This window comes from Micromonospora sp. NPDC023644, assembly GCF_040640115.1.
Lineage (GTDB): Bacteria > Actinomycetota > Actinomycetes > Mycobacteriales > Micromonosporaceae > Micromonospora.
The window spans coordinates 35213-58202 of sequence record NZ_JBFABA010000020.1 but is presented as its reverse complement, the minus strand read 5'-3'; the positions used below and the strand labels follow the sequence as shown (position 1 = coordinate 58202).

Here is a 22990-nt window from a genome sequence, read left to right as displayed (position 1 = left end):
GGTCAGGTGAGGCGGCGCAGCCAGCGACGCTGCCAGGGCGTCTCCACGGCCCGCGGGCGGTAGGTGGCGCGCACCCAGTCCACCGCCCGCTCGGGCGGCAGCCCGTCGAGGATCGCCAGCGCCGCCAGCGCCGTGCCCGTACGCCCGGTGCCGCCCCGGCAGGCCACCTCCACCCGCTCGCCGCCGTGGGCACGGCGCAGCGCCTCGGTCAACGCGTCGACCGCGTCCGCCCGGTCGACCGGGACCCAGAAGTCGGGCCACCGGATCCGCCGGTGCGGCCAGGCGGGCGCCGACCCGGGCGCCAGCAGCAGGGCGAAGTCGGCGGGCGACGCCGCGTCCGCGATCCGCCGTCCCCGCACGGCCACCCCGCTCGGCAGTACGACGACACCCGGCTGCCCGTCCCACACGCTCTCGTCACCCACCCACCCATCCTCCCGCCCCGCTGCCCCGCCCCGCTGCCCCGACCCGCCCCGCTGCCCGCGCCTCCAGCCCCCGGCGCCCCGCCGCCCCGCCGCCCCGCGTCGATCATGAGGTTGGCGGCGATGTCGATCTCAGTCAGTGCCGCCAACCTCATGATCACCGAGATCAGCGGGCGGCGGCAGCGGGGCGGGGCCGGCGGTGGGAGCGGGCGGGCGGGGGGTCATTCGGGGTCGGGGGGTGGGGGTTGGGTCCTGGGGCGGGCGCGCAGGTGGGCGCGTTCGCCCTGCCTGCCGAAGAGGCTGAGGAACTCGACCGGCTCGGCGTCGGCCGACCCGAACCAGTGCGGTACGCGGGTGTCGAACTCCGCCGCCTCCCCCGGCGTGAGCACGAGGTCCTGATCGCCGAGGACGACCCGCAGCCGCCCGTTGAGGACGTAGAGCCACTCGTAGCCCTCGTGGGTCTGCGGATCGGGTTCCGCCCTGCGACCGCCGCCCGGGATCACGAGCTTGTACGCCTGGATGCCGCCGGGCCGGCGGGTCAGGGGCAGCATGGTCATCCCGTGCCGGGTGACCGGCCGCAGGTGGATGCGCGGGTCGCCGGTGGTGGGGGCGTCGACGAGTTCGTCGAGCGTGACGCCGTGCGCCCTGGCCAGCGGGAGGAGCAGTTCGAGGGTCGGCCGGCGGGCACCGGACTCCAGCCGGGACAGCGTGCTCACCGAGATGCCGGTCGCCGCCGACAGGTCGGCCAGGGTGGTTTCCCGCTGCCGGCGCAGCGCGCGCAGCCGGGGTCCGACCGCGCCGAGCGCCTGGTCGAGGTCGTCGTCCATGCCGCCATCTTGCCACTTCGGCAACAATGTTTGCCACCTTGGTCGCCGCGGTCGCATCGTGGTCGCGGGAGGTGGTCACGGTGACCGATCGGCTGGATGGCAGCTACGACGTGGTGGTGATCGGAGGTGGCGCGGCGGGGTTGAGCGGGGCGTTGACGCTGGCCCGGGCGCGGCGGTCGGTGGTGGTGATCGACGCCGGCGCCCCGCGCAACGCCCCGGCCGAGGGCGTGCACGGGCTGCTGGCCCGGGAGGGGATCCGGCCGGCCGAGTTGCTGGACCGCGGTCGGGCGGAGGTGCGCGGCTACGGCGGCCGGGTGGTGACCGGCGAGGTCGGCGCCGTGGACCGCGACGGCGGCGGGTTCGTGGTGACGCTGGGCGACGGTCGGACGGTACGGGCGCGGCGCCTGCTGGTGGCCGCCGGGCTGGTGGACGAGCTGCCGGCGGTCCCGGGGCTGCGGGAGCGGTGGGGCAGGGACGTCCTGCACTGCCCGTACTGCCACGGCTGGGAGGTGCGCGACCGGGCCATCGGCATCCTGGCCGGCGGGCCGATGTCGGTGCACCAGGCGTTGCTGTTCCGGCAGCTGAGCGCCGACGTCACGTACTTCTGCCACACCATGCCGCCCCTCACCGACGAGCAGGCCGAGCAACTGGCCGCCCGCGGCATCCGCGTGGTGCACGGCGAGGTGGCGTCCCTGGAGGTCGTCGAGGACCGCCTGGTGGGCGTACGGCTGGGCGACGGCACGGTCGTCGGCCGCGAGGCGCTGGCCGTCTCGTCGCGGATGGTGGCGCGCGCCAATTTCCTCGCGGCGCTCGGGCTGCGACCGGTCGAACACCCGGCGGGGGTCGGCGAGCACGTCCCCGCCGACGCGACGGGCCGCACCGACGTGCCCGGCGTGTGGGTCGCCGGCAACGTCACCGATCCGGCGGCCCAGGTCGGCGCCGCCGCGGCGGCCGGCGTGGTCGTGGCGGCCCAGATCAACGCCGATCTGGTCGCCGAGGAGACCCGGCTGGCGGTCGCCGCCCACCGCGGCCCGTTCTCCGCGCGGTCGGAGGCGGCGCTCTGCGAGCAGGTGGTGGGCGACCGCCGCCACGGCCTGTGACGGTCACCGCAGCCACCGGCTGAGCCGCCGCGCGCGGCGGCTCAGCCGGGAGGCGGTCCGACGCGGGAGCGGGCCTTCCTGGCGCACGCGTCGAGCACGGAACGGGCGTCCAACCCGAGGCTCTCGATGGCGACCAGCGCGGTGAACGCCGCGTCCGCCAGCTCGGCCGCCACGTCCTCGCGGCTGTGCGTGACGCCCTTGCGCGGGTTCTGACCGAGCAGACCGATCCAGGCGCTCGCCGCCTCTCCCGCCTCCTCGGTCAGTTTGAGGATCCGGCAGGTCATTTCGGTCTGCCCGGTGCCGTTGGCGGCGTCCAGCCAGCCGCGCGAGGCCCGGACCACGTCCCAGATCGACTCGTCCACGCGATTAGTCAACCGGACGAAGGTCACGGTCCGTATCCCGGGACGGCTGGCGGGTGACCCGACGCGGGTGGTAGCAACAGGGTCTACCCGAGCGAAGGGACGTGTCGTATGCCGGAGACCGTGGAGACGGTGTTCACCAGCGTGGTCGCCCGCAATCCGGGCGAGCCGGAGTTCCACCAGGCGGTACGCGAGGTGCTGGAGAGCATCGGCCCGGCGCTGGCCCGACACCCCGAGTACACCGAGGCGCGGATCATCGAGCGGATCTGCGAGCCGGAGCGGCAGGTCATCTTCCGGGTGCCGTGGGAGGACGACCGCGGCCGGATCCAGGTAAACCGGGGCTTCCGGGTGGAGTTCAACAGCGCGCTCGGCCCGTTCAAGGGCGGGCTGCGCTTCCACCCGTCGGTCTACCTCGGGATCGTGAAGTTCCTCGGCTTCGAGCAGATCTTCAAGAACGCGTTGACCGGGCTGTCGATCGGCGGCGGCAAGGGCGGCGCGGACTTCGACCCGAAGGGGCGCTCGGACCGGGAGGTGATGCGGTTCTGCCAGAGCTTCATGACCGAGCTGTACCGGCACATCGGCGCGGAGACCGACGTGCCGGCCGGGGACATCGGCGTGGGTGGCCGGGAGATCGGCTACCTGTTCGGCCAGTACAAGCGGATCACCAACCGGTACGAGTCCGGGGTGCTCACCGGCAAGGGCCTGGCGTACGGGGGCGCGCAGGTGCGTCGGGAGGCGACCGGCTACGGGGCGGTCTTCTTCGCCGACGAGATGCTCAGGCGGGCCGGGGACAGCCTGGACGGCAAGCGGGTCGTGGTCTCCGGCTCCGGCAACGTGGCGATCTACGCGATCGAGAAGGTGCACCAGCTCGGCGGGAGGGTGGTCGCCTGCTCCGACTCGTCCGGCTACGTGGTGGACGACAAGGGCATCGACCTGGAGCTGCTGCGGGAGCTGAAGGAGCAGCGCCGGGCCCGGCTCGACGACTACGCCCGGCACGTGCCGCACGCGGCGGCGGTCTCCGGTCGTACCGTCTGGGAGGTGCCCTGCGACCTGGCGCTGCCGTGCGCGACGCAGAACGAGATCGGCGGCGCGGAGGCCGCCGCGCTCGTGGCCGGCGGCTGCGTCGCGGTGGTGGAGGGCGCGAACATGCCCACCACGCCGGAAGCGGTACGTATCCTCGGCCGGGCCGGGGTGCGCTTCGCGCCGGGCAAGGCGGCCAACGCCGGCGGGGTGGCGGTGAGCGCGCTGGAGATGCAGCAGAACGCCAGCCGGGACTCGTGGACGTTCGCCGAGTCGGAGCAGCGGCTGCGCGACATCATGCGGGACATTCACGACCGCTGCTGGAACACCGCCGAGGAGTACGGGCTGCCCGGCGACTACGTGGCCGGGGCCAACATCGACGGGTTCCGCCGGGTGGCGGAGGCGATGCTGGCCCACGGGCTGATCTGACCGGGCGGCCCCTGCGGGCGGGACGCTCAGAAGCTGCTGACCAGCTTCACGAACGCCTCGTCGATCTTGGCGGGGTCGGTGGCGTCGAACGCCTTGCCCGACGACGCCTTGGCGATCCGGTCCAGCGTGGCGAAGTCCGACTCCCCGTCGAAGGCGATGCAGAAGACCTTCACCGGGCGCTGCGGGTCCAGGGTGACGTCGGCGAGCAGCCGGGCCAGGTCGTTGTCCCGGGGGTACTCGTTCTTGCCGTCGGTCAGCACGACGACCGCGTTGATCCGTTGCGGGTCGTACCGCTCGAGCATCTGCTTGTGGGCGGCACGGACCGTCGCGTAGAGCGCGGTTTCCCCCGCGACGTGCAGACCGGCGATGCGGCTGTCGATCCGCTTCTGGTCGAAGTCGCCGAGCCGGACCTCCTCCCGGTACGGGCCTTCGGGCCGCTTCCTGGTCTCCGAGGAGAACGACCAGAGCCCGACCCGGTCCTCGGAGTTGAGCAGCGCGAGCCCCTTGGCCGCCGCGGCCGAGGCGACCTGGAAGCGGGTGCGGTCGCCGATCGGGGCCAACATCGATCCGGAGGTGTCCAGCGCGATCAGGATGTTGGCCTTCTTGCGCAGCGTGCCCCAGCCGTCCAGCATCGCCTCGACCACCGCCGGGTTCGGCGGCGCGAAGTAGGTCAGCCCGCCGGTGGGCTCGGCGCCGACGCTGGCGAGCAGCTCCGCCGAGGCCCGCCGCTCGTGGTCGCGGAAGCCGAGGCGCGCGAAGCTCTTCTGCTGGTCGTCCTCGGTCAGGAACTTCAGGAAGTCGTCCGCCGCCGCCCGCTGCCGTTCGTCGGCGGAGGGGAGGACCACGAACGGGTGGTCCAGGTTGAAGGTGCCCTCCTCCGGGTGGACGGCGACCAGCGGCACCTTCGGCCGGGGGCCCCGCTCCTGGCCCTCCTGCCGCGGGCTCAGCCCGCCCTCGTTGTAGAGGTGGACAAGTTCCTCCTGCATGACGATGGCGCTCATGTCGCCGGCGCCGGCGCCCCCGCCCGCCAGGTCGGCCTCGGCGAGGTCGCGCAGCAGCTCCACCGAGTCGTCGCTGTAGTGCGACACGTTGGCCTCGATCTGCCGGACGAACCGGGTCACCTTCGGGTCCGACAGGTCCGACTTGGTCAGGTCGCTGGAGCGCTTCGCGGCGGCGTAGTAGGTGGCGATGGTCGCCGCCAGCCCCGAGGTGGAGAGGTTCGGGTTGTCCTTGCCGAAGGTGAAGCGGCCCCACTCCGGCCGGCCGAAGCCCGCCCAGCCCTGCCGCCCGGAGAGGCCGAGGATCTCCCCCCAGCCCAGCGGCCCGCGCCCGCGTACCAGCTCGCCCTTGGGCTGCGGCATCGCGATCACCAGCGGGCTGTTGGCGATCGACGGATAGCGGTCCGGGGTCTGGGGCGGCCGCCCGGCGGCCCGGTCGAGCAGCTGGAGCTGACCGGTCCACAGGCTCGACGTCGGCAACCAGACCTGCGGCTCCGGCAGGTTGGTGCCGCTCCAGCCGACGGCCAGCGCCTCGGTGGCCTTGCCCGAGTTCAGGGCGCTGACGTGCACCTGGGCACAGCCGCCCCCGTCGAGCGACCGGCCGCTGTCGTTGTACCGCCTGGCCAGCTCGACCAGCAGCGCCGCCTTCTCGGTGGAGGAGTTGACGTCCAGGTCGGTGGCGCAGTCGGCCCTGGGCCGGTCGGTGCCCGCGTCCCGCTGCCGCACGAGCACGAACGCCCCGGCGATGACCAGCAGCCCGGCGGTGACGGCCGCGGTGTACGGCAACCACTTCCGGGTGCGCGACGGGGCTGGGGCCATGGGGACGTCCTCCTCGGCGATCGACTGGTGGCAGTCAACCTATCGGTGCGGCGCCAACGGCGGTGCCGGGCCCGCCGCCCCTCGGTCAGGAGCGGTCGGACCGGCCGCCGAGCGCCGTCGCGACCAGCAGCCGCACCACGTAGACCACGACGAAGGTGCTCGCCCCGGTCGCCGCGGCCGAGCCCACCGCGGTCGAGGCGACGTAGCCGGCGGCGGCGCCGACCGAGCCGAGGAAGATCGCGGTCGAGATGCCTCCGGCGTCGACCGACTCACGGCGCAGCCGCCGCCCCCAGCCGCCATCCTCCGTTTCGGACGGCGTCGCGGGGCCGCCGGTGGCGGGGACCGCGGACGGACTCCGCGGCGTCTCCCGGTCCTCCGGCGACACCGTCCATTCCGGCCGTGCCGTCGGCACCGGTGCCGTACCGACCCGGGTCGGTGGCGTCGGTGCCGCTCGGCCCGTGGGCGCCGGCACCGGCGCCGGCGTCGTACCGACCCGGACCGGTGCCGTCGGCTCCGACCGGGCCGCCGGCGGCTCCGACGCGGTACGGGGCAACGGCAGCGGCTGGTTCGGCGTCGGCGCGCCGGCGGTCTCGTTGCCCAACTGGAGCACGGTCTCCCGGCGCAGCGGGCCGGCGGCCCCGACGTCCTGCCCGAGCAGCCGCATCAGCACCTGTTCGGCCTGCGGCCGGTCCGCCGGTTCCTTGGCCAGGCACTGCCGGATCAGCTCGTCCAGGCCCGGCGGCAGCGGGGGCAGGTCGGGCGGGTCGTTCAGCACCCGGTGCATCACCGCGAAGAGGGAGTCGTTGCCAAACGGCGGCCGGCCCCCGGCGGCGAAGGCGATGGTGGCGGCCCAGGCGAAGACGTCGCAGGGCGGGCCGACCGAGTCGTTGCGGAACCGCTCCGGGGCCATGTACGCGGTGGTCCCCATGACCCGGCTCGTCACCGTCTCGGTGACGCCCAGGGCGCGGGCGATGCCGAAGTCGATCACCCGGGGACCGTCGCGGCCGAGCACCACGTTGTCCGGCTTCAGATCGCAGTGCACGACGTCGGAGCGGTGGATGGCGGCGAGCGCGGTGGCGGTGCCGACGGCGAGGCGGTGCAGGGCGTTGCCGGCGACCGGTCCCTGCTCGCGGACGTGCCGGTAGAGGGTCGGGCCCTCGATGAACTCGCTGACCACGTAGGGCCGTTCGCCGTCCACGTCGGCGAAGAGCACCTGGGCGGTGCAGAACGGGACCACGCGGCGCGCCGCGGCGATCTCCTTCATGAACTGCGACCGGGCCCGGGGATCACTCAGGTCGATGTTGATCATCTTGACCGCCACCTGGTGGCCCTGGTCGTCCTCGCCGAGGTAGACCACTCCCTGACCGCCCGCGCCCAGCCGGCCGACCAGCCGGTAGGGGCCGGCGGTGACCGGGTCGTGCGTCCACAGTGGCGCCAGCCCCGGCACCGGCGCGCCGGCCAGTCCTGTCATCCCGACTCCATCGATGTCGTGCCCCGGCCACCCGGCGGCGGAGGACACGGTCATGGTGCCATGTCCCCGCCTGGCGGACGAGGGTGCCCGGACGGCCGGCTGGCCCTGCCGTGGACGACGCGGGCAGGCCTCGTCGCCGGCCGTGTGCCTGGTGGCTCCCCCGCCGAGGGCGGGCCGCGCCGCACCCGGGTGGGCCGGCGCGGCGGGAGCGGACAGGGCGGCACGGCACGAGCTGGCGCCCGTCGGAGGTGTCCGACGGGCGCCAGCCCTTTCGCGGTGTCCGGGCCCTGCCCGGAGGCGTTCCACCGTCAGCGCGCGGCCCCCATGCCGAGGCGGTGGCGCTTGCGCCAGACCAGCGAGAGCAGCAGGAGCACCGCGCCGGCGCCGACGAGGCCACCGCCGAACTTCATCGGGGTGCTCAGGCTGTCGCCCGTGACGGGCAGCGGCGGCGCGTGCTTCTTGAGCACGGTCAGCGTCGCGGTCGCCACTCGGTGGTACGTCTGGCCTTCGGCGCGGAAGGTGTACGTGCCGTGGTGACGCGGCGTGTAGGTGGTGCGGAATTCGCCGCGACCGTCCGCCGTGACCGTCAGGGTCCTGGGGCTCGGCTGGGGCGCCCGCTGGAACGAGACCGGCGCCATGGCGACCAGCTCCCCGTTGCTGCGGCGCGCCTGGTCGGCGCCCGGCACGGCGGCGGCGAACGGCGGCGGGCTGACGGTGATGATCACCGTCTCGCCCGGCCCCCAGCCCTTGCCGATCAGGGTGGCGGTCTGGCCGACCACGACGGTCGGCGGGCTCACCGCGAGCGTCGGGTCGCCGCCCGGCGGGTAGACCGGGGGCTGTGGCGTTCCGGTGCCCGGCGCCGGCTGCGGCTGCGCCGCCCCCGCTGCGGTCGGCGCGGCCAGCACGGCCACACCGACCGTGAGCGCCATGATGATGCGGGATAGCCGCATGATTGGTTCCCTCCTACTGATCACAGCTTGGTGCGGAAACAACTTGGGTGGTCCATGGGGTGGCGGTGGGGGTCAGCCACAGCTCGGCGGTGCCGACGCCGGTGGCCGCCGTCAGCACGGTGACCTCCAACGTGCGGGAGTCCCCCGGGCCGACCTCGACGTTGACGGTGCCGACCTGGCGGCGCCGTTCGGTGCCGCTGCCCACCGCCGTCTCGACGCCGTCCAGGCGGGCGGCGAGCACCGCCCCGCCCGCCGGGCTGTGCACCGACACCAACGTGCGGACGGTGTACGGGTCACCGGCCAGACCGAGACCGAGGACCGACTCGCTGAGCCCCGACTCCGGCGCCGACGAACGCAGCGTGACCCGGAGCCGGAGCTCCCGGCGGCCGTCGGGCCGGCAGCCGCCGACCGCCAGGGTCGCCGACGGCCGGAGGTAGTAGCCGAGCTTCGCGCCGCTGCCGTCGTTGAGGAACACGCCGACCGTCGGCACGGTGTCCTTCTCCGGAAGCGCCCCGGCCATCCGGCTGTCGCCGATGGTCCGTTGCTCTTCAGGTCGGGCACTCCAGAACAATATCCGGCGTTCAGTGACAGCACGGTCAAATGCGGACAACAACGCCTTCGGGTCTACATTCTTCGTGACCAGCGCGTCGAACACGGCGGCGGCGGAGGCGGCGAAGAAGGCGTCCTGTTTCTCGTTGTCCATCCGCTGGTAGCTGTCGCTGAGCACCGTCTGCACGACCTTCTCGGCGGCCAGCGGGGCCCCGCCGGGCACCATCACCGGGCCGGTGGCCTTGAGCAGGTACGACAGCACCACCGGGTCGACGGCGAGCACGCCGTCCACCGTGGTCTTCGTGCGGCGCCGGAACATCTCCCGGTAGAGGGCGGCGGCGGTCGGGAAGTGCGGGGTGAGGTTGACGTCGGCCGGGTAGATCCCGGGCAGGTCGGCCCAGAGGCCGCGCACCTCCGCGGGCACCTTCAGCGGCGGCTGGAACCGGCCCAGCGTGCTGCTGGTGCCCTGCCGACCCATCCGGACCCGGCCGTCGGCCGCGTGGATGACGGCGTACGCGCCGATCATGCCGCCGGTGGCGCGCAGCTCGGCGGGGTTCTGGGAGACCACGAGGTAGGTGCGGGGGCCGTCGGCGCCCAGCAGCGGCGGGAGCAGTCGGGTGGCCTGGTCCGCGGCGGCGGTCAGGTTGGCCAGCCGGTCGATCTCGCCCCGCAGGTCGGCGAGCGCCTGCCGGACCTGGGCGACCAGGCCGCCGGTGGGCACCGACGCGAGGCTGCTCCGGGCGCCCTGCACCGTGGCGTTGACCGTGGTCAGCTCGGCCGACAGGGCCCGCAGCCGGCCCACGTCCAGCCGCCCGCCCGCCGGCACCATGCTGGTCAGGTCGGCGCGCAGCAGCGGCGGGAACGCCTGCCGGGCCAGGTCGTCAATGGCCACCGAGATCTGCCGGACGGCGGCCAGGTTGTCCCCCGCGTACGGGGTGTGCCGCCCGACCGACCAGCCGGGGTCACCGGTCGCCGCGCGGGCGCTGCCGGACTGCTCCTGGAGCGCCGCGAGGGTGCGCTGCGCCCTGGCGGTGTCGCCCCCGACCACCTGGGCGCTGAGTTCCCGGGCCAGGCCGGCGGCGTTGAGCAGGTGGGCGCGGGCCTGCCAGCCCCGGAAGCCCACCCAGCCGCCGGTCAGCAGCAGCAGCGAGCCCACCACGAGGGCGGCGAGCAGGGCCCTGCGCACCTGCCGCCGCCGGCGGGAACGACCACGCCGTCGACGCGGTCTCGCGTTCTCCGTCACACCACACGTCCTTCCCGGGAAACGGCGGGCGGACCCCGTCCCGCTGCCGTTCCTCACTGCTAACGATCGTTTTCGCCCAGAGATGACGCAGTTGACCGGTACGCGAGCCCCGCTCGCCGCTCACCGCACGCCGGAGCGCCCGGCGGCGGCGTCGTACAGCAGCCGCTCGATCCGGTCGACACCCGCCGACATCGACATCTCCCGCAGGTACGCCTCCCGGCCGCGCCGGCCCATGTCGGCCCGGGCGGGCGGCGGGATGGTGGCGGCCAGCCAGAACCGGTCGGCCAGGCTCGCCCAGTCCCCCGGCGGGCAGGAGAGCCCCGCCCGGGCCCGTTCCACGAGGTCGGCGGTGTCGCCGCCGGCGGAGGCCACCACGGGCACGGCGCAGGAGAACGCCGCCTGGAGCTTCGCCGGCAGGGTGCTGCGCAGCTCGGGTAGGTCCCGCAGCATGACGAGCTGGTAGTCGGCGGCGGCGTACAGGTCAGGCATGTCCGGCGGCGAGCGCCGCTCGACGAAGCGCACGTTCTCGGCACGCAGGTCGGCGGCGAGCCCCCGCACCCGCCGCTCGTCCGCGCCCGAGCCCACCAGGACGAGGTCCACCGTGTGGCCCAGCGCCGCCGCCGCCCGTACCGCCGTCTCCAGGCCCTGCCGGGCGCCGATGGTGCCGGCGTGCATGACCACGCAGCGCTCGTCGCGCCGGACCAGCCGGCGGGCCGCGCGGCTGGGCCGGGCGGGGTGGAAGATCCGCTCGTCGGTCCAGTTGAGCACCACCCGCACCCGGGACGGGTCCGCGCCCGCCGCGACGACCCGGTCGCGCAGCGACGGCGCGGCGACGGCGATCCCGTCGGCGGCCCGGTAGGCCCGCGTCATCGCGGCGGCGACGCGCCCGGCCCACCGCCCGTTCTCGGCCCCGACCGGCTCGTCCTCCGCCCAGACGTCCTGCACGTGCACGACGGTCGGCACCCGGCCCAGCAGGCGGAGCAGGCCCACCGCGGCGAAGGCGTTCGCCGGCGGCAGGTGGACGTAGAGGGCGTCGACGTCGGCCAGGTACGACCGCCCGGCCAACGTCGCGCTGCCGGCGAACGACAGGTGCCCGGCCATCCGGCTGCGGACCGACCCGTCCCCCGCGGAGTAACGCGGGACCCGCCGCACGGTCAGCCGCTCGCTGCGGGTCTCGTGCCGCCAGCGCTGCCGCCAGCCCGGGTAGACGTGACCGCCGGGATAGTCCGGGAAGCCGGTCAGCACCTTCACCTCGTGCCCCCGCACGGCGAGCTCCTCGGCGAGGCTGCCCGGGATGAACGCCGGCTCGGGCGGGAAGTGGTACGTCAGGATCCCGATCCTCACCGACCCGCCTCCGTCCGGAGGGGACTCCTCGGCGCGGCAGCGTGACGTGCACGCGCCCGGCCCGCGTACGATGCCGACAACCCCTCCACCTCCGGCCGGCTCCGCCGGCCGGCGGCCGTCGCGACGCCACCGTCCGCGACGGCACCGACGAGAGGGGTCCGCATGGTCGACCGGGTGCTGTTCGTCTGCCACGCCAACCTGTGCCGCTCACCCATGGCCGAGTACATCGCCCGTCGCCTGCTGGCCGGGCGCGCGGTGACGGTCGCCAGCGCCGGCACGGACGCCGTCGACGACCTGCCGATGCACCCGTACGCGGCGGACCTGGCGGCGGAGACCGGCGGGGACCCCACCGACTTCCGCAGCCGGCGGCTGCGCCGGGAGCACCTGGTCGGGGCGACGCTGGTGCTGGCGGCGACGCGCCGCCAGCGTTCGGTGTGCACCGCGCTCGCGCCGGCCGCGCTGCACCGGACGTTCACCCTGCGCCAGTTCGGCCGGCTGGCCGCGGCCGTCGACCCGACGACGGAGCCGACCGACGGCCCCCTGCGGGCGGCGGTCGAGGCGGCCGCCCGCGCCCGGGGGCGGCTGCAACCCGCCACCGCGGACGCGGACGACCTGCGGGACCCGCTCGGCGGTACCGTCGCCGACTTCCGACGCTGTGCGGAGGAGATCGAACGCGCGATGCGCCCCCTCGCGGCGCTCATCGGGACAGCCGGGTGAGTTCCTGCGTACGGTCGCTGACGACGCCGTCGATCCGCTCCGCGTGCCGGGCGGTCGTGGCCGGGTCGGCCGGCGCGTCAGCGGTCGCGGCACCGGTGACCACCCGGTAGGCCTCGTACTGGTACGCCTCGGCCTTGGCCACCTTGGCCATGTTCAGCACGCAGCCGAGCAGCCGGACGGAGACCGAGTTCAGGGCGCGGGCGGCCTGCACCACCTGGCTGCGCGAGGTGCGGCCCTGCTGCGAGACCAGGAGTGCGCCGTCGGCCTGCACGGCCACCACCACGCCGTCGGTCACGGCCAGCAGCGGGGCGGTGTCGATGATGACGATGTCGGCGGACTCCCGCAGGGCGAGCAGCAGGTCCGCCATCGCCTTGGAGCCGAGCAGCTCGCTGGGGTTCGGCGGGGCCGAGCCGCTCGGGAGCACCAGCAGGGACTTGTCGCCCCAGCGCTGCACCACGTCACCGACCTGGACGTCGCCGACCAGCACGTCGGTGAGCCCGATGCCGGCGTCGAGCCCCAGGTAGTCGGCGACCTTCGGGCGGCGCAGGTCGGCGTCGACCAGCAGCACCCGCCAGCCGGCCTCGGCCAGGGCGATCGCCAGGTTGCAGGAGAGCGTGGTCTTGCCCTCGCCCTGCAGGGCACTGGTGACCGCGATGACGCGGGCGGGCTCGTGCACGTCGACGAAGCGCAGGTTGGTGCGCAGCTTGCGGACCGCCTCGGCCCGCGCGGAGTTCGCCGCCTCGCCGACGATCAACGGCTCCGACTTCGCGGTGCTCTCGAAGGGGATCTCGCCGAGCAGCGGGCTGCCGGTGGTGCGTTGCAGGCCGGCGGCGTCGCGCAGGCGGACGTCGGCGACCCCGCGCAAGACCGCCAGGCCCACGCCGGCGAGCAGGCCGAGGAGGGTACCCACGGCGAAGTTGCGGACCGGCTGGGGCGACACGGGGGTCGGGGTGACCCGGGGCCCGCTGACCACCTCGATCCTGATCGGGCCGGCCTTGCCGTCCTGGGTCGTCTCCACCTTCTGCACCAGCTCGACGAACTTCGCGGCGAGCACCTCGGTGACCTTCAGGGCCCGGTTCTGGTCCGTGTCGGTCACCGACGCGCGCAGCAGCACGGTGCCGGTCTCGGTGGAGGTGCTGACCCGGCGCTGGACCTCCTCGGCGGTGAGCCCGACCGGGTTCTCGGCGACCACGCTCTGCGCGAGCCGGTCGCTGGTCAGCAACTCGGCGTAGGACTTGACCCGCTGCTGGAGGAAGAGACCGCCCTGGTAGGCGTCGGTGACGCCCTGGCTGGGCGTGGTGACGAAGAAGGTCACCGACGCCACGTAGCGGGGCTGGGCCCGGACGGTGACGAGGGCGGTGACACCGAGCGCGACCATGACGGTGAGGAGCACGATCCACCAGTGCCGGCGCACGAGGCGGAGTTGGCGGTACAGGTCCATCAGGCGCGCCTCCGTACCAGGCCGGTAACGCCAAAGAACTTCACGAAAACCCCCAAGGTCGACTTAATCTCGTGAAACCATTAAAGCGACTCATACGCCTTATGTCCCGAGTTATGCGGTTTCACCCCTTGACACATGCGCCCGACCCACCACCGGACAAACGGCCGTACGGCGTTCCGGGTGGCGGGGTGGGACCGACCGGACGTGACGTCACCGGCAATCGCCCGTCCCGACTCGCCGCTCAGGGCGGTGCTGGATAGGGTCGGGGACGGTGTGCCGGGAAGCCTGGTCGGCGTCGACCCGTGCTGCCCGAGACCCGAGGTGGATCCCGCACATGACCGACCGCACCCCGCACGCCGACCGCCCCGAGCGCCCGAACCGCCGGTTCTTCTCGCGTACGTCCTGGCCGGAGGCCCGGTTCCTGGCCAACGTGCTGCGCACCGAGACCGTCGGCGGCGGCCTCCTGCTGCTCGGCGCGGTGATCGCGCTGGTCTGGGCCAACTCGCCCTGGGAGCCCGCCTACGCCGCCCTCGGCGCGTGGGTGCCCTGGTCGGGCGGGGCGGCCCTGCACCTGGACCTGAGCCTGGCCGCCTGGGCCGCCGACGGCCTGCTGGCGATCTTCTTCTTCGTCGTCGGGCTGGAACTCAAGCGGGAGTTCGTCGCGGGCGAACTGCGTGACCCGCGCCGGGCGGCACTGCCCGTGGTCGCGGCGGTCGGCGGCATGGCGGCGCCCGCCCTGATCTACCTCGCGGTCAACGCCGGCGGCGACGGGCTGCGGGGCTGGGCCATTCCCACCGCGACGGACATCGCCTTCGCCCTGGCCGTGCTGGCCGTCATCGGCTCCCACCTGCCGCAGGGCCTGCGCGCCTTCCTGCTCACCCTCGCGGTGGTCGACGACCTGCTCGCCATCACCATCATCGCGATGTTCTACACCGACGACTTCAGCCCGTTGCCGCTGCTCGCCGCCCTGGCCCCGATCGCCCTCTTCGGCCTGCTCGTGCAGCGGCGCAAGACCTGGTGGTGGGCGCTGATCCCGCTCGCGGTCACCGCCTGGACGCTGATGCACGCCTCCGGGGTGCACGCCACCGTGGCGGGCGTCCTGCTGGGCTTCACCGTGCCCGTCCTGCGGGGCAAGGCCGGCGACTCGCACGGGCTCGCGGAGCACCTCGAGCACCGCTGGCGCCCGATCTCGGCCGGGTTCGCCGTGCCGATCTTCGCGTTCTTCGCGGCGGGGGTGTCGCTGCGGGGCGCCGACCTGGGCGCCATCGCCACCGACCCGATCGTGATCGGCGTCGTCGCCGGTCTGGTGCTCGGCAAGGCCGTCGGGATCTTCGGCTCGACCTTCCTGCTCGCCCGGTTCACCCGGGCCCAGCTCGACGAGGACATCACCTGGACGGACCTGCTCGGCGTGGCGCTGCTCGCCGGGATCGGGTTCACCGTCTCCCTGCTGATCGGCGAACTCGCGTTCGGCCCCGGCAGCGCCGCCGACGACAACGTCAAGGCGGCCGTGCTGACCGGCTCGGTCATCGCCGCGCTGCTCGCCACGGTCGTGCTGGTGCGGCGCAACGCCGCCTACCGGCGCATCGCCGAGGCGGAACGGGTGGACGCCGACCGCGACGGCGTGCCGGACGTCTACCAGCGCGGGGAGGGCTGAGACCGGGGGCACCGCCGGCCGGCCGTCGGTTCACCCGGGCGCCTCCGGGGCCGCGCCGGCGCGGTCCCGCCCCGCACGCGACGGCGGCCCGCCGGCGGTGAGCGCGGCCCAGAGCAGCCGGCGCAGCACGACGATCGCCGCCGCCGCGGCCAGGTCCGTCCAGCCCTGGTCGCCGGCCAGGCGCAACAGCCCGGCGGCGGTCAGCAGATCCAGCAACACCCGCATCGCGCACCGCCACGAGCCCGCGCCGAGCAGCACCGCCAGCCCGGCCAGGGCGGCGAGGGCGGTGGTGGCGGTGACCAGGGCGCGGATCGTCACCCGCCGCGCTCCGCCTGGCGGACCTGCTGCTGCTCCTGGCGGATCTCCCGGCCCAGGAAGTAGTTCAGCGCGGTCCGGATCGCGGCGATGGCGGCCAGCTGGCCGATCTGGGCGAAGGTCGGCGAGACCGCCGTACGCAGGATGTCGGCCGCGAGCTGGAACTCCAGCCCGAGGGTGAGGAACCGTCCCAGGGAGAGCCGGATCGGGGTGAACACGGCGGCGCTGCGGTGCCGCAGTCCCTCGACCACGAACCGCAGCGCCGCCCAGGCCGCCCCGACGAAGATGACCACCGCGCCGGCGACCTCCACCGCGGTGACCAGGCTCTGGTAGCCCTGGCGCAGGATCTCCTCGACGCCCACCCGCTGGCGATACCCGGCCAGCAGGGCGGTAGTCGGCGTCAGGTGAGCTGCGTGACGGCCTCCAGGATCAGCCAGAGCCCGCAGATCGCGAAGAGCACCGCGGCGCCGTACTTGATGGTCTTCTCCGGCAGCCGCCGGCCGAGCATCCGCCCGACGAGGATGGCGAGCGCGTCCGCCGCCACCATGCCGATCGTCGAGCCGAGCCAGGTGCCGAACCAGCCGTACTGGGTGGCGAGGGTGATGGTGGCGAGCATGGTCTTGTCGCCCAACTCGGCCAGGAAGAACGCGACCGACACCGCGACGATGGCGGACTTGTTGGTCTTCTCGGCCTTGCGCTTCTCCTCCTCGGTGAGGGTGTCACCGCGCAGGGTCCAGGCTCCGAAGCCGAGGAACGCCACGCCCGCGACGAGCGAGATCCACTCCGTCGGCAGGGCGGCGCCGAGCCCGTAGCCGATCGCCACCGAGGCCAGGTGCACCACGGCGGTGGCGACGGTGATCCCGATCAGCACCGGTACGGTCTTGAAGCGGGTGGCGAAGGTCAGGGCCATCAGCTGGGACTTGTCCCCCAGCTCCGCGACGAAGATGACGCCGAAGCTGACCACCAGCGCGACGAGGAAACCTTCCATGACATCCTTCCGGATCATGCCGGGAGGAGGTACGGGGGCGCCCTCGACCCGGCTGCTACAGCCTGGGTCGAAGGTCTCGCCCGCCTCGGATGCCGAGGCCGCGTGGCCGGATGCGGAACGCACCAGTGTGTCGACCACGACATTGGGGGCTACTCCCCTTCGCGCCGCCCAGCCTAGCCGACCACCGATCAAGCCGGCCCCGGCGGGTGAAGATGCTCACCCGCCGGCGGCCGTCGCCGGTCGGCCCCGGGCGGGCCGCCGTCGATCACGCCGGGGCAGCCCCGCCGGTCACTCGGCGCGGGCCAGGGTGACGCCGAACAGGCCGTCCAGGTCGGTCCAGAAGTCGTGGGCGGCGAAGCGGGCCGCGCCCAGCTCGGCGGCGATCCCCTCGGGCCGGAACTTCGCCGACACCTCCGTGCGCAACTCCTCGCCCTCGGCGAAGGTGACCGTCAGGTCGAGCACCCGGACGCGCATCGGCCGCCGCGCCCGCAGCCGCATCTCGATCCACTCCCGCTCCGGGTCCCAGAGCGCGACGTGGTCGAACCCCGCCGGGTCGAAGTCGGCGCCCAGCTCCCGGTTGACCACCCGCAGCACGTTGCGGTTGAACTCCGCGGTGACCCCGGCCGCGTCGTCGTACGCCGGCACGACCACCGCCGGGTCCTTCACCAGGTCGGTGCCGATCAGCAGCCAGTCCCCCGGCTCCAGCGCGGCCCGCATCGCGGCGAGGAACCGCGCCCGCTCGGCCGGCAGGAGGTTGCCGACCGTGCCGCCGAGGAAGAGCACCAGCCGGCGCCCACCGGTCGGCAGGCGGTCCAGGTGGCGGGTGAAGTCCCCCACGATGCCGCGCACCCGCAGCCCGGGGTAGTCGGCGGCGATCTCGGCGGTGGACTGGCGCAGCGCGCTGACCGACACGTCCAGCGGCACGAACGTGCCGAGCCCGCCCCGGCTGGTGAACGCGTCCAGCAGCAGCCGGGTCTTCTCCGACGAACCCGAACCGAGCTCGATCAGCGTCTTCGCCCCGGTCAGCTCGGCGATCGTGGCCGCCCGCTCGGCCAGCACCGCGCGCTCGGCCCGGGTCGGGTAGTACTCCGGCAGCCGGGTGATCTCCTCGAACAGCTCGCTGCCGCGGGCGTCGTAGAACCACTTGGGGGGCAGCCACTTCTCCTCGGCCGTCAGGCCGGTGCGGACGTCCTCCCGCAGGCTGCGCCCCAGGTCCTGCTCCTCCAGGTGGATCTCCAGCGGCTCCGCGCCCATGTCGTCCCCTTCGTCGTCGGATGGAACGTCTCTGTTTCCCGGCGGTCAGACCTCGGCGAGGGCGCGGACGCGCACCCCCGTCGCGGTGGCCTCCACCAGTTGCCCCTCCGGCACCGCACGCCAGCCGGGGTCGTCGTCGTGCGGCTCGGAGGCCAGCAGCACCGAGGCCGGCGTCGCGCGGATCGACAGCGCGTGCCCGGCCACGCTGGCCACCACGGTGCGCCCGTCGGTGAGCAGCAGGTTGAGCCGGGACCCGGGGGCGGCCCCGGCCACCGCCGTCACGGTCTCGGCGATCGCGCGCGCCGGCTTCACCCCCGCCCGCAGCCGGTGCCGCACCAGCGCCCACAGCAGCGCCGAGTCGGTGGACGCGTCGAGGGTGAGCAGGTCGCGTACGGGCAGGGTGGCGGCGAGCGCGACCATCGAGTCGGGCCAGCCCCGCACCACCCCGTTGTGGCTGAACAGCCAGCGCCCCTCGGCGAACGGGGCGGCGGCCCCGTCGAGCACCGCCATGCCCACCGTGGCCGAGCGGACGGCGGCCAGCACCGCGCCGGCCGAGGTGACCCCCGCGAGCTGGGCGATGGTCGGATCGCTCCAGATCGGCTGCGACCGCCGGTAGCGCACCGGCTCACCGTCGCCCGGGTACCAGCCGACGCCGAAGCCGTCGGCGTTGATCGTCCCACCGCCGCGCATGTCGCGCGGCGCCCAGGACTGCCGCACGAGGGAGTACGGCGGGTCGAAGAGCAGTTCCCGCAGGGTGACCGGCGGCCCCAGGTAGGCCAGGTGGCGGCACATCAGGCGGTACCGCCCGGCCCGGCGGCGGCCTGCCCCGGGCGCCGGCCCCGGGGCAGGGCGCCCGGTCGGCGCGCGACCCGACCGTCCGGCAGCGGCGTCCTCACGGCTGCGACTCCTCCGGCCGGGCGTCCCGCGCACATCGGAAGCCGCTGAAGATCTGCCGCCGGATCGGGTAGTCCCAGTTGCGGAAGGTGCCCCGGCAGGCGGCCCGGTCGGTGCCGAACGACCCGCCGCGCAGCACGCGGTGGTCGTCGCCGAAGAAGACCTCCGAGTATTCGCGGTAGGGGAACGCGGTGAAGCCGGGATACCCCCGGAACGGGGTGGAGGTCCACTCCCACACGTCGCCGACGAGCTGGTGCACACCCAGCGGGGAGGCACCGCCCGGGTAGGCGCCCACCGGGGCGGGCCACAGGTGCCGCTGGCCCAGGTTGGCGCGCTCGGCGGTGGGGTCGTCGTCGCCCCAGGGGTAGCGGCGGGAGCGGCCGGTGGCCGGGTCCCAGCGGGCCGCCTTCTCCCACTCCGCCTCCGTCGGCAGCCGCTTGCCGGCCCAGGCGGCGTACGCCTGCGCCTCGTGGTAGCAGACGTGCACCACCGGCTCGTCGTCGCGCACCGGCGCCCACCGCCCGAACCGCCGGTAGGCCCAGCCGTCGCCGTCGCGTCGCCAGTGCATCGGCGCGGACAGCTCCGCCTCCCGTCGGTGCCGCCAGCCGGCCGGGCTCCACCAGCGCGGGTCGTCGTAGCCGCCGTCGGCGATGAACTCGCGGTAGCGCCCGTTGGTCACCGGCGCGGCGTCGATCACGTACGCCGGCAGATGGACCCGGTGGGCGGGGCGCTCGTTGTCCAGCGCCCACGGGTCGGTGTCGGTGCCCATGGTGAACTCGCCGGCCGGCACCAGCACCTCGGCGTCGACCCGCACCCTCGGCTCCGGCGGCGGCGGGGCGTGCAGCACCGCCGGGCCGGCGCGCAGCTGGTGGGTGGCGAGCATCGTCTCGTCGTGCTGCTGCTCGTGCTGCACGATCATCCCGAAGGCGAAGCCGTCGGCGACCAGCGGCCGGTCGGTGAACGCGACCCGGTCCAGCAGGTCGAGCACCTTCTCCCGGACGGTGAGCAGGTAGGCCCGGGCCTCCCGCGGGGGCAGCAGCGGCAGGGTCGGGCGGTCCCGGCGGGGCTGCTTGAACGCGTCGTACAGGTCGTCGATGTCCCGCCGGACGGGCTCGCGCCCGCCCACGTCCCGGACCAACCAGAGTTCCTCCTGGTTGCCGACGTGGGCGAGGTCCCAGACCAGCGGGGACATCAGCGGCGAGTGCTGCCGCACCAGGTCGGCCTCGTCGACCGCCTCGGTCAGCAGGGCGGTGCGGGCGCGCGTGCGTTCCAGCTCCGCCGCGATCCGGCTGCGCAACTGCTCAGGGCCCACCCGCGTCGTCGCTCCGGTCACCGGTGACTCCTCCCCGCGGCGTCCCGTCGCCGCCGTAGGCCTCGGTCGATGTCGTCGTGCAGGGCCGCCGGCAGGTCGAGCCGGGGCAGGGCCGTGAGGGCCAGGTCGAACAGGTCGGCCGCCACGGCGGCCAGCGCCGGGTCGCGCAGACCGTGGCGGGCGGCGGCGTGCCAGCGGTGCGCCACCGGCCCGGCGACGACGCGGGCCGCGCGGACCGTGCCGGGGTCGGCGAGCAGGACGGCCAGCACGGCGAGCGGGAGCACCCAGCCCCGACCGGGCTGCGTGTCGAGATAGCGCAGCTCCAGGTAGCCCCGGGGTCGCACCGGCGGAAAGAGGGTGCTCACGTGGTAGTCGAGGTCGTCGGTGGTGGGCGGCCGGGGCAGCGCCCCGTCGACCCAGTCGGCGAACGTGATCCCCGGCGGCGGCGTCCAGTCGGGGCCGTCGCCGCGCACGCAGAGCAGCGGCGCGGCGAGGACGTACCTGGTCCAGGCAGTGACCGGGTCGACGTCGGTCTCCGGCGTCCAGACGGGACGGGTGCGGGCCGGGTCGATGCCGTACCAGGCGGCCATCCGGGCGGACGCCCAGCCCGTGCTGCGACCGGCGTGCCGTTCGGCCGTGGCGAACGCGGCCAGCAGGGGCGGCCCGAGCGCGTGCACGGCCGCCCAGCGGTCGGGCAGGTGTTCCGGCTCCCCGGCGTCCAGGCAGACCTGGAGACCGGCGGTGCTGTACATCATCGTCCGGCCGGCCGGACCGCGTCGGTCGAAGACGTGGCGCATGGCGCGGTAGCGGGGGCCTTCGACCACCGGGCGGGGCGGCCGGTGCGGGTCGATGCCGCTGCGCCCGAGGACCAGCCCGGCGGCGTCGAGCAGGCCGCTCAGCTCGGCGATGTCGCCGTCGGTGGCGTGGATGAGGGTGGCGAGCGAGGAGCGGGGCGCGGTGGAGATCTCCAGCTGCCCGCCGGGCTCCACGGTCACGGTGCCACCGTGTGGGAGCGGCTCGGCGGGGCTCGCGCGGTCGAGGGTGCGGGGGCTGTGTCGCCCCAGGGCCGCCCGGAGCCGCTCGCCGTCGACCGGGCGGGCGGGGTCGGCGACGTCGTGCACGGTCCATTCGAGTTCGACGCCGGTGCGGGTCGGTGGGCCGGTCTTGAAGCAGATGCGCGCGAGGTGGCCCTCGGCGGCGGCGGACTCCCGCAGGACGGTGGTCCGGTCGAGCTCCGGCGACGTCACCACAGGACGGGCCCCCTTCCCCGGCCGACTTCCGGTCCGTGTCACCGTAACGCCACCCACCGTCGTCGGCGAGGGCGTCGGCGGCCCCACGCACTCCTGTCTAGCAGACGAACATGGCGCGGCCGGCCGGAACGTGCAGCGGAAACGGGCGGGCCGCCCCACCGGAACGGGGCGGGAAAATCAGCCGCCCGGCGTGACCGGGGCGGGCCGGCCGGCGTTGTCCGGGGCCGGGGTCGGCGGTGTCGTCGGCCCCCTTCTCGGCGCAGTCGGCGTCTCCTCCGCCGCCGCCTCGGGCAGCAGTTCCCCGCAGAAGTCCCCCACCCGCTCCCGGCCGCCCGCCGCGGTCACCAGCTGGGCGAACGCGGGGGTGTCCAGGGCCTTGTCCCGCTGCGCCGGCCCCCTGGCCAGGTACGCCTGGCAGAGGCCGCGCAGCTCCTCGGTGCGCGGCTCCGGCGTCCGGCGGCTGCCGTCGGCGGTGGTGCCGGGAACGGGCGCGCCCGAGGTGGGAGCGGCGGAGGGATGGGGCGCGCTCCCGCTGGGGTGGCCGCCGGTGGCTGCGGTGGGCCCGTCCCGCTCCGGCTCCGTGGTGCCCGGCCCCGGGGTGGCCGGCGTCGGGGTGGCGGGGCGGGGCGGCGGGACCGGGTCGTCGGCGCGGTCCAGGGTGACGGCCGCGAAGGCGGCGCCCGCGGTCGCGGTGACGGCGATCCCCGCACCCCAGGCCACGGCGCCGGCGGTGAACCGGCGCCGGCGTGGCGGCGGGACCGCCCCGGCGGCGGGGCCGGCCGCGCGGGCCGCCCGGAACGCGGCCAGGGCGTCCTCCTCCCCGGCCAGTTCGCCGGGCCGGGCGGGGGCGGCGGCGGCGGAGAGCAGCCGGGCGAGCGGGTCGGACCCGTCGGTCTCCGGCGTACGGGGCGTGCCCGCGCGAGCCGCGTCGAGGAGCCGGTCGGACGCGTCGCGGTCGGCGGGCCGCTCGGCCCGACGGAAGAACATGCTGAATCCCCTCACGTCAACCGTCCGCCGGCTCGGCGTGCGACGCCTGCCGCCGGCCGGTACGCGGTCGGGGCGGCGCGGCGGCCTCGGGGGCGGCCGGCGACTGGGTCGGGTCGTGGCGTTCCATCAGCGCGGCGAGCCGGCGCAGCCCCCGGTGGGCGGCGGTGCGCACGGCGCCGGGCCGGCGGCCGAGCACCCGGCCGGCGGTCTCGGCGTCCAGCCCGATGACCGCGCGGAGCAGGACGGCCTCGGCCTCGCGGGGCGGCAGGGTGGCGATCAGCGCGAGCGCCGCCTCGGTGCCGATCGTCTCGCCGGCCCGTTCCGCGGTGTCGGCGTCGCCGGCCAGTTCGGCGAGCGCCTGCACCGGCACGGGAAGCGAGGGGCGACGGCGCTGCCGGCGCAGGTGGTCCATGGCCCGGTTGCGGGCGATGGTGACGGTCCAGGCCCGGAACTCGCCACCGGTGAAGCTGGGCAGGTCGCGGGAGATCTGCAGCCAGGCCTCGGACGCGACGTCCTCGGCGTCCGCGCCGACCAGGGCGGTCAGGTATCGCAGCAGGCCGGGCTGGAGGCTGCGGTAGAGGAAGCGGAAGGCGTCCTCGTCACCGGCCTGCGCCGCCACGACAGCCTCGTTCAGCTCACCCGTCATGGGG

At 74.9% G+C, this 22990-nt stretch carries 22 protein-coding genes; 4 read left to right on the top strand and 18 right to left on the bottom strand.

Annotation, left to right across the window (positions count from 1 at the left end; translation table 11 throughout):
- Positions 1-2: 2 nt before the first annotated feature.
- Together AB0G08_RS16945 and AB0G08_RS16940 are read right to left on the bottom strand one after the other, a co-directional pair.
- Positions 3-422, bottom strand: coding sequence for a protein-tyrosine phosphatase family protein (locus AB0G08_RS16945; RefSeq protein WP_358088358.1), 420 nt, complete (start codon positions 420-422; stop codon positions 3-5).
- 218 nt (positions 423-640) lie between these two features.
- Positions 641-1246: an XRE family transcriptional regulator gene (locus AB0G08_RS16940; RefSeq protein ID WP_358088355.1), complete on the bottom strand. Its 606-nt coding sequence runs from the start codon at positions 1244-1246 to the stop codon at positions 641-643.
- A gap of 80 nt (positions 1247-1326) precedes the next feature.
- Here AB0G08_RS16940 and AB0G08_RS16935 point away from each other — a divergent pair, with 80 nt between their 5' ends.
- Positions 1327-2346 carry an NAD(P)/FAD-dependent oxidoreductase gene (locus AB0G08_RS16935; protein ID WP_358088352.1) on the top strand — a complete coding sequence of 340 codons (1020 nt, stop codon included), beginning with the start codon at positions 1327-1329 and terminating at the stop codon, positions 2344-2346.
- 41 nt (positions 2347-2387) lie between these two features.
- Here AB0G08_RS16935 and AB0G08_RS16930 read toward each other — a convergent pair whose 3' ends face one another.
- Positions 2388-2708 carry a MazG-like family protein gene (locus AB0G08_RS16930; RefSeq protein WP_357881853.1) on the bottom strand — a complete coding sequence of 107 codons (321 nt, stop codon included), beginning with the start codon at positions 2706-2708 and terminating at the stop codon, positions 2388-2390.
- A gap of 108 nt (positions 2709-2816) precedes the next feature.
- Here AB0G08_RS16930 and gdhA point away from each other — a divergent pair, with 108 nt between their 5' ends.
- Positions 2817-4154 carry an NADP-specific glutamate dehydrogenase gene (gene gdhA, locus AB0G08_RS16925; RefSeq protein ID WP_358088350.1) on the top strand — a complete coding sequence of 446 codons (1338 nt, stop codon included), beginning with the start codon at positions 2817-2819 and terminating at the stop codon, positions 4152-4154.
- Between the two features lie 26 nt (positions 4155-4180).
- Here the strand turns inward: gdhA and AB0G08_RS16920 are convergent, their stop codons facing one another.
- From AB0G08_RS16920 to AB0G08_RS16900, 5 genes are all read right to left on the bottom strand, one after another.
- Positions 4181-5971 (bottom strand): extracellular solute-binding protein, encoded by a 1791-nt coding sequence (locus AB0G08_RS16920; RefSeq protein WP_358088348.1) that lies wholly within the window; start codon positions 5969-5971, stop codon positions 4181-4183.
- 85 nt (positions 5972-6056) lie between these two features.
- Positions 6057-7442 carry a protein kinase gene (locus AB0G08_RS16915; protein ID WP_358088346.1) on the bottom strand — a complete coding sequence of 462 codons (1386 nt, stop codon included), beginning with the start codon at positions 7440-7442 and terminating at the stop codon, positions 6057-6059.
- 308 nt (positions 7443-7750) lie between these two features.
- Entirely contained in the window at positions 7751-8392 is a 642-nt protein-coding gene (locus AB0G08_RS16910) for a hypothetical protein (protein ID WP_358088343.1), read from the bottom strand.
- Positions 8393-8405: 13 nt separating this feature from the next.
- On the bottom strand, positions 8406-10127 hold the full coding sequence (locus AB0G08_RS16905; protein WP_358088341.1) for a DUF4012 domain-containing protein: 1722 nt from the start codon (positions 10125-10127) through the stop codon (positions 8406-8408).
- Between the two features lie 177 nt (positions 10128-10304).
- Positions 10305-11528, bottom strand: coding sequence for a glycosyltransferase family 4 protein (locus AB0G08_RS16900; RefSeq protein WP_358088338.1), 1224 nt, complete (start codon positions 11526-11528; stop codon positions 10305-10307).
- Positions 11529-11690: 162 nt separating this feature from the next.
- On the opposite strand from AB0G08_RS16900, the gene AB0G08_RS16895 reads away from it, so the two are divergent.
- Positions 11691-12245 (top strand): low molecular weight phosphatase family protein, encoded by a 555-nt coding sequence (locus AB0G08_RS16895; protein ID WP_358088335.1) that lies wholly within the window; start codon positions 11691-11693, stop codon positions 12243-12245.
- Here AB0G08_RS16895 and AB0G08_RS16890 read toward each other — a convergent pair.
- A complete protein-coding gene (locus AB0G08_RS16890; RefSeq protein ID WP_358088332.1) occupies positions 12226-13686 on the bottom strand; it encodes a polysaccharide biosynthesis tyrosine autokinase in 1461 nt (486 codons plus the stop codon). The genes AB0G08_RS16895 and AB0G08_RS16890 overlap by 20 nt on opposite strands.
- A gap of 334 nt (positions 13687-14020) precedes the next feature.
- On the opposite strand from AB0G08_RS16890, the gene nhaA reads away from it, so the two are divergent.
- On the top strand, positions 14021-15340 hold the full coding sequence (nhaA, locus tag AB0G08_RS16885) for a Na+/H+ antiporter NhaA (RefSeq protein ID WP_358088330.1): 1320 nt from the start codon (positions 14021-14023) through the stop codon (positions 15338-15340).
- Between the two features lie 30 nt (positions 15341-15370).
- Here nhaA and AB0G08_RS16880 read toward each other — a convergent pair whose 3' ends face one another.
- From AB0G08_RS16880 to AB0G08_RS16840, 9 genes are all read right to left on the bottom strand, one after another.
- Entirely contained in the window at positions 15371-15658 is a 288-nt protein-coding gene (locus tag AB0G08_RS16880) for a hypothetical protein (RefSeq protein ID WP_358088327.1), read from the bottom strand.
- Positions 15655-16017 (bottom strand): DUF1622 domain-containing protein, encoded by a 363-nt coding sequence (locus AB0G08_RS16875; protein ID WP_357881010.1) that lies wholly within the window; start codon positions 16015-16017, stop codon positions 15655-15657. The genes AB0G08_RS16880 and AB0G08_RS16875 overlap by 4 nt, the downstream gene beginning before the upstream one ends.
- A gap of 38 nt (positions 16018-16055) precedes the next feature.
- A complete protein-coding gene (locus AB0G08_RS16870; RefSeq protein ID WP_358088324.1) occupies positions 16056-16643 on the bottom strand; it encodes a TMEM165/GDT1 family protein in 588 nt (195 codons plus the stop codon).
- A 288-nt stretch (positions 16644-16931) separates the two neighbouring features.
- Positions 16932-17897: an L-histidine N(alpha)-methyltransferase gene (egtD, locus tag AB0G08_RS16865; protein WP_358088321.1), complete on the bottom strand. Its 966-nt coding sequence runs from the start codon at positions 17895-17897 to the stop codon at positions 16932-16934.
- A gap of 45 nt (positions 17898-17942) precedes the next feature.
- Positions 17943-18689, bottom strand: a complete 747-nt coding sequence (egtC, locus tag AB0G08_RS16860; protein ID WP_358088318.1) for an ergothioneine biosynthesis protein EgtC — start codon at positions 18687-18689, stop codon at positions 17943-17945.
- A 100-nt stretch (positions 18690-18789) separates the two neighbouring features.
- The gene (gene egtB / locus AB0G08_RS16855) at positions 18790-20124 is read right to left on the bottom strand and encodes an ergothioneine biosynthesis protein EgtB (protein ID WP_358088315.1); all 1335 of its coding nucleotides are present in this window, start codon (positions 20122-20124) and stop codon (positions 18790-18792) included.
- Positions 20121-21353: an ergothioneine biosynthesis glutamate--cysteine ligase EgtA gene (gene egtA / locus AB0G08_RS16850; protein ID WP_358088312.1), complete on the bottom strand. Its 1233-nt coding sequence runs from the start codon at positions 21351-21353 to the stop codon at positions 20121-20123. The genes egtB and egtA overlap by 4 nt, the downstream gene beginning before the upstream one ends.
- A gap of 177 nt (positions 21354-21530) precedes the next feature.
- A complete protein-coding gene (locus tag AB0G08_RS16845) occupies positions 21531-22340 on the bottom strand; it encodes a hypothetical protein (RefSeq protein ID WP_358088309.1) in 810 nt (269 codons plus the stop codon).
- 16 nt (positions 22341-22356) lie between these two features.
- A complete protein-coding gene (locus AB0G08_RS16840) occupies positions 22357-22986 on the bottom strand; it encodes an RNA polymerase sigma factor (RefSeq protein WP_357880989.1) in 630 nt (209 codons plus the stop codon).
- Positions 22987-22990 lie beyond the last annotated feature (4 nt).

Coding starts and splice junctions, on each gene's coding strand:
- AB0G08_RS16940 (WP_358088355.1), bottom strand. CDS start 1,246: ATGGACGACGACCTCGACCAGGCGCTCGGCGCGGTCGGACCCCGGCTG.
- gdhA (WP_358088350.1), top strand. CDS start 2,817: ATGCCGGAGACCGTGGAGACGGTGTTCACCAGCGTGGTCGCCCGCAAT.
- AB0G08_RS16920 (WP_358088348.1), bottom strand. CDS start 5,971: ATGGCCCCAGCCCCGTCGCGCACCCGGAAGTGGTTGCCGTACACCGCG.
- AB0G08_RS16915 (WP_358088346.1), bottom strand. CDS start 7,442: ATGACAGGACTGGCCGGCGCGCCGGTGCCGGGGCTGGCGCCACTGTGG.
- AB0G08_RS16910 (WP_358088343.1), bottom strand. CDS start 8,392: ATGCGGCTATCCCGCATCATCATGGCGCTCACGGTCGGTGTGGCCGTG.
- AB0G08_RS16895 (WP_358088335.1), top strand. CDS start 11,691: ATGGTCGACCGGGTGCTGTTCGTCTGCCACGCCAACCTGTGCCGCTCA.
- AB0G08_RS16890 (WP_358088332.1), bottom strand. CDS start 13,686: ATGGACCTGTACCGCCAACTCCGCCTCGTGCGCCGGCACTGGTGGATC.
- nhaA (WP_358088330.1), top strand. CDS start 14,021: ATGACCGACCGCACCCCGCACGCCGACCGCCCCGAGCGCCCGAACCGC.
- AB0G08_RS16870 (WP_358088324.1), bottom strand. CDS start 16,643: ATGGAAGGTTTCCTCGTCGCGCTGGTGGTCAGCTTCGGCGTCATCTTC.
- egtD (WP_358088321.1), bottom strand. CDS start 17,897: ATGGGCGCGGAGCCGCTGGAGATCCACCTGGAGGAGCAGGACCTGGGG.
- egtC (WP_358088318.1), bottom strand. CDS start 18,689: ATGTGCCGCCACCTGGCCTACCTGGGGCCGCCGGTCACCCTGCGGGAA.
- AB0G08_RS16845 (WP_358088309.1), bottom strand. CDS start 22,340: ATGTTCTTCCGTCGGGCCGAGCGGCCCGCCGACCGCGACGCGTCCGAC.
- AB0G08_RS16840 (WP_357880989.1), bottom strand. CDS start 22,986: ATGACGGGTGAGCTGAACGAGGCTGTCGTGGCGGCGCAGGCCGGTGAC.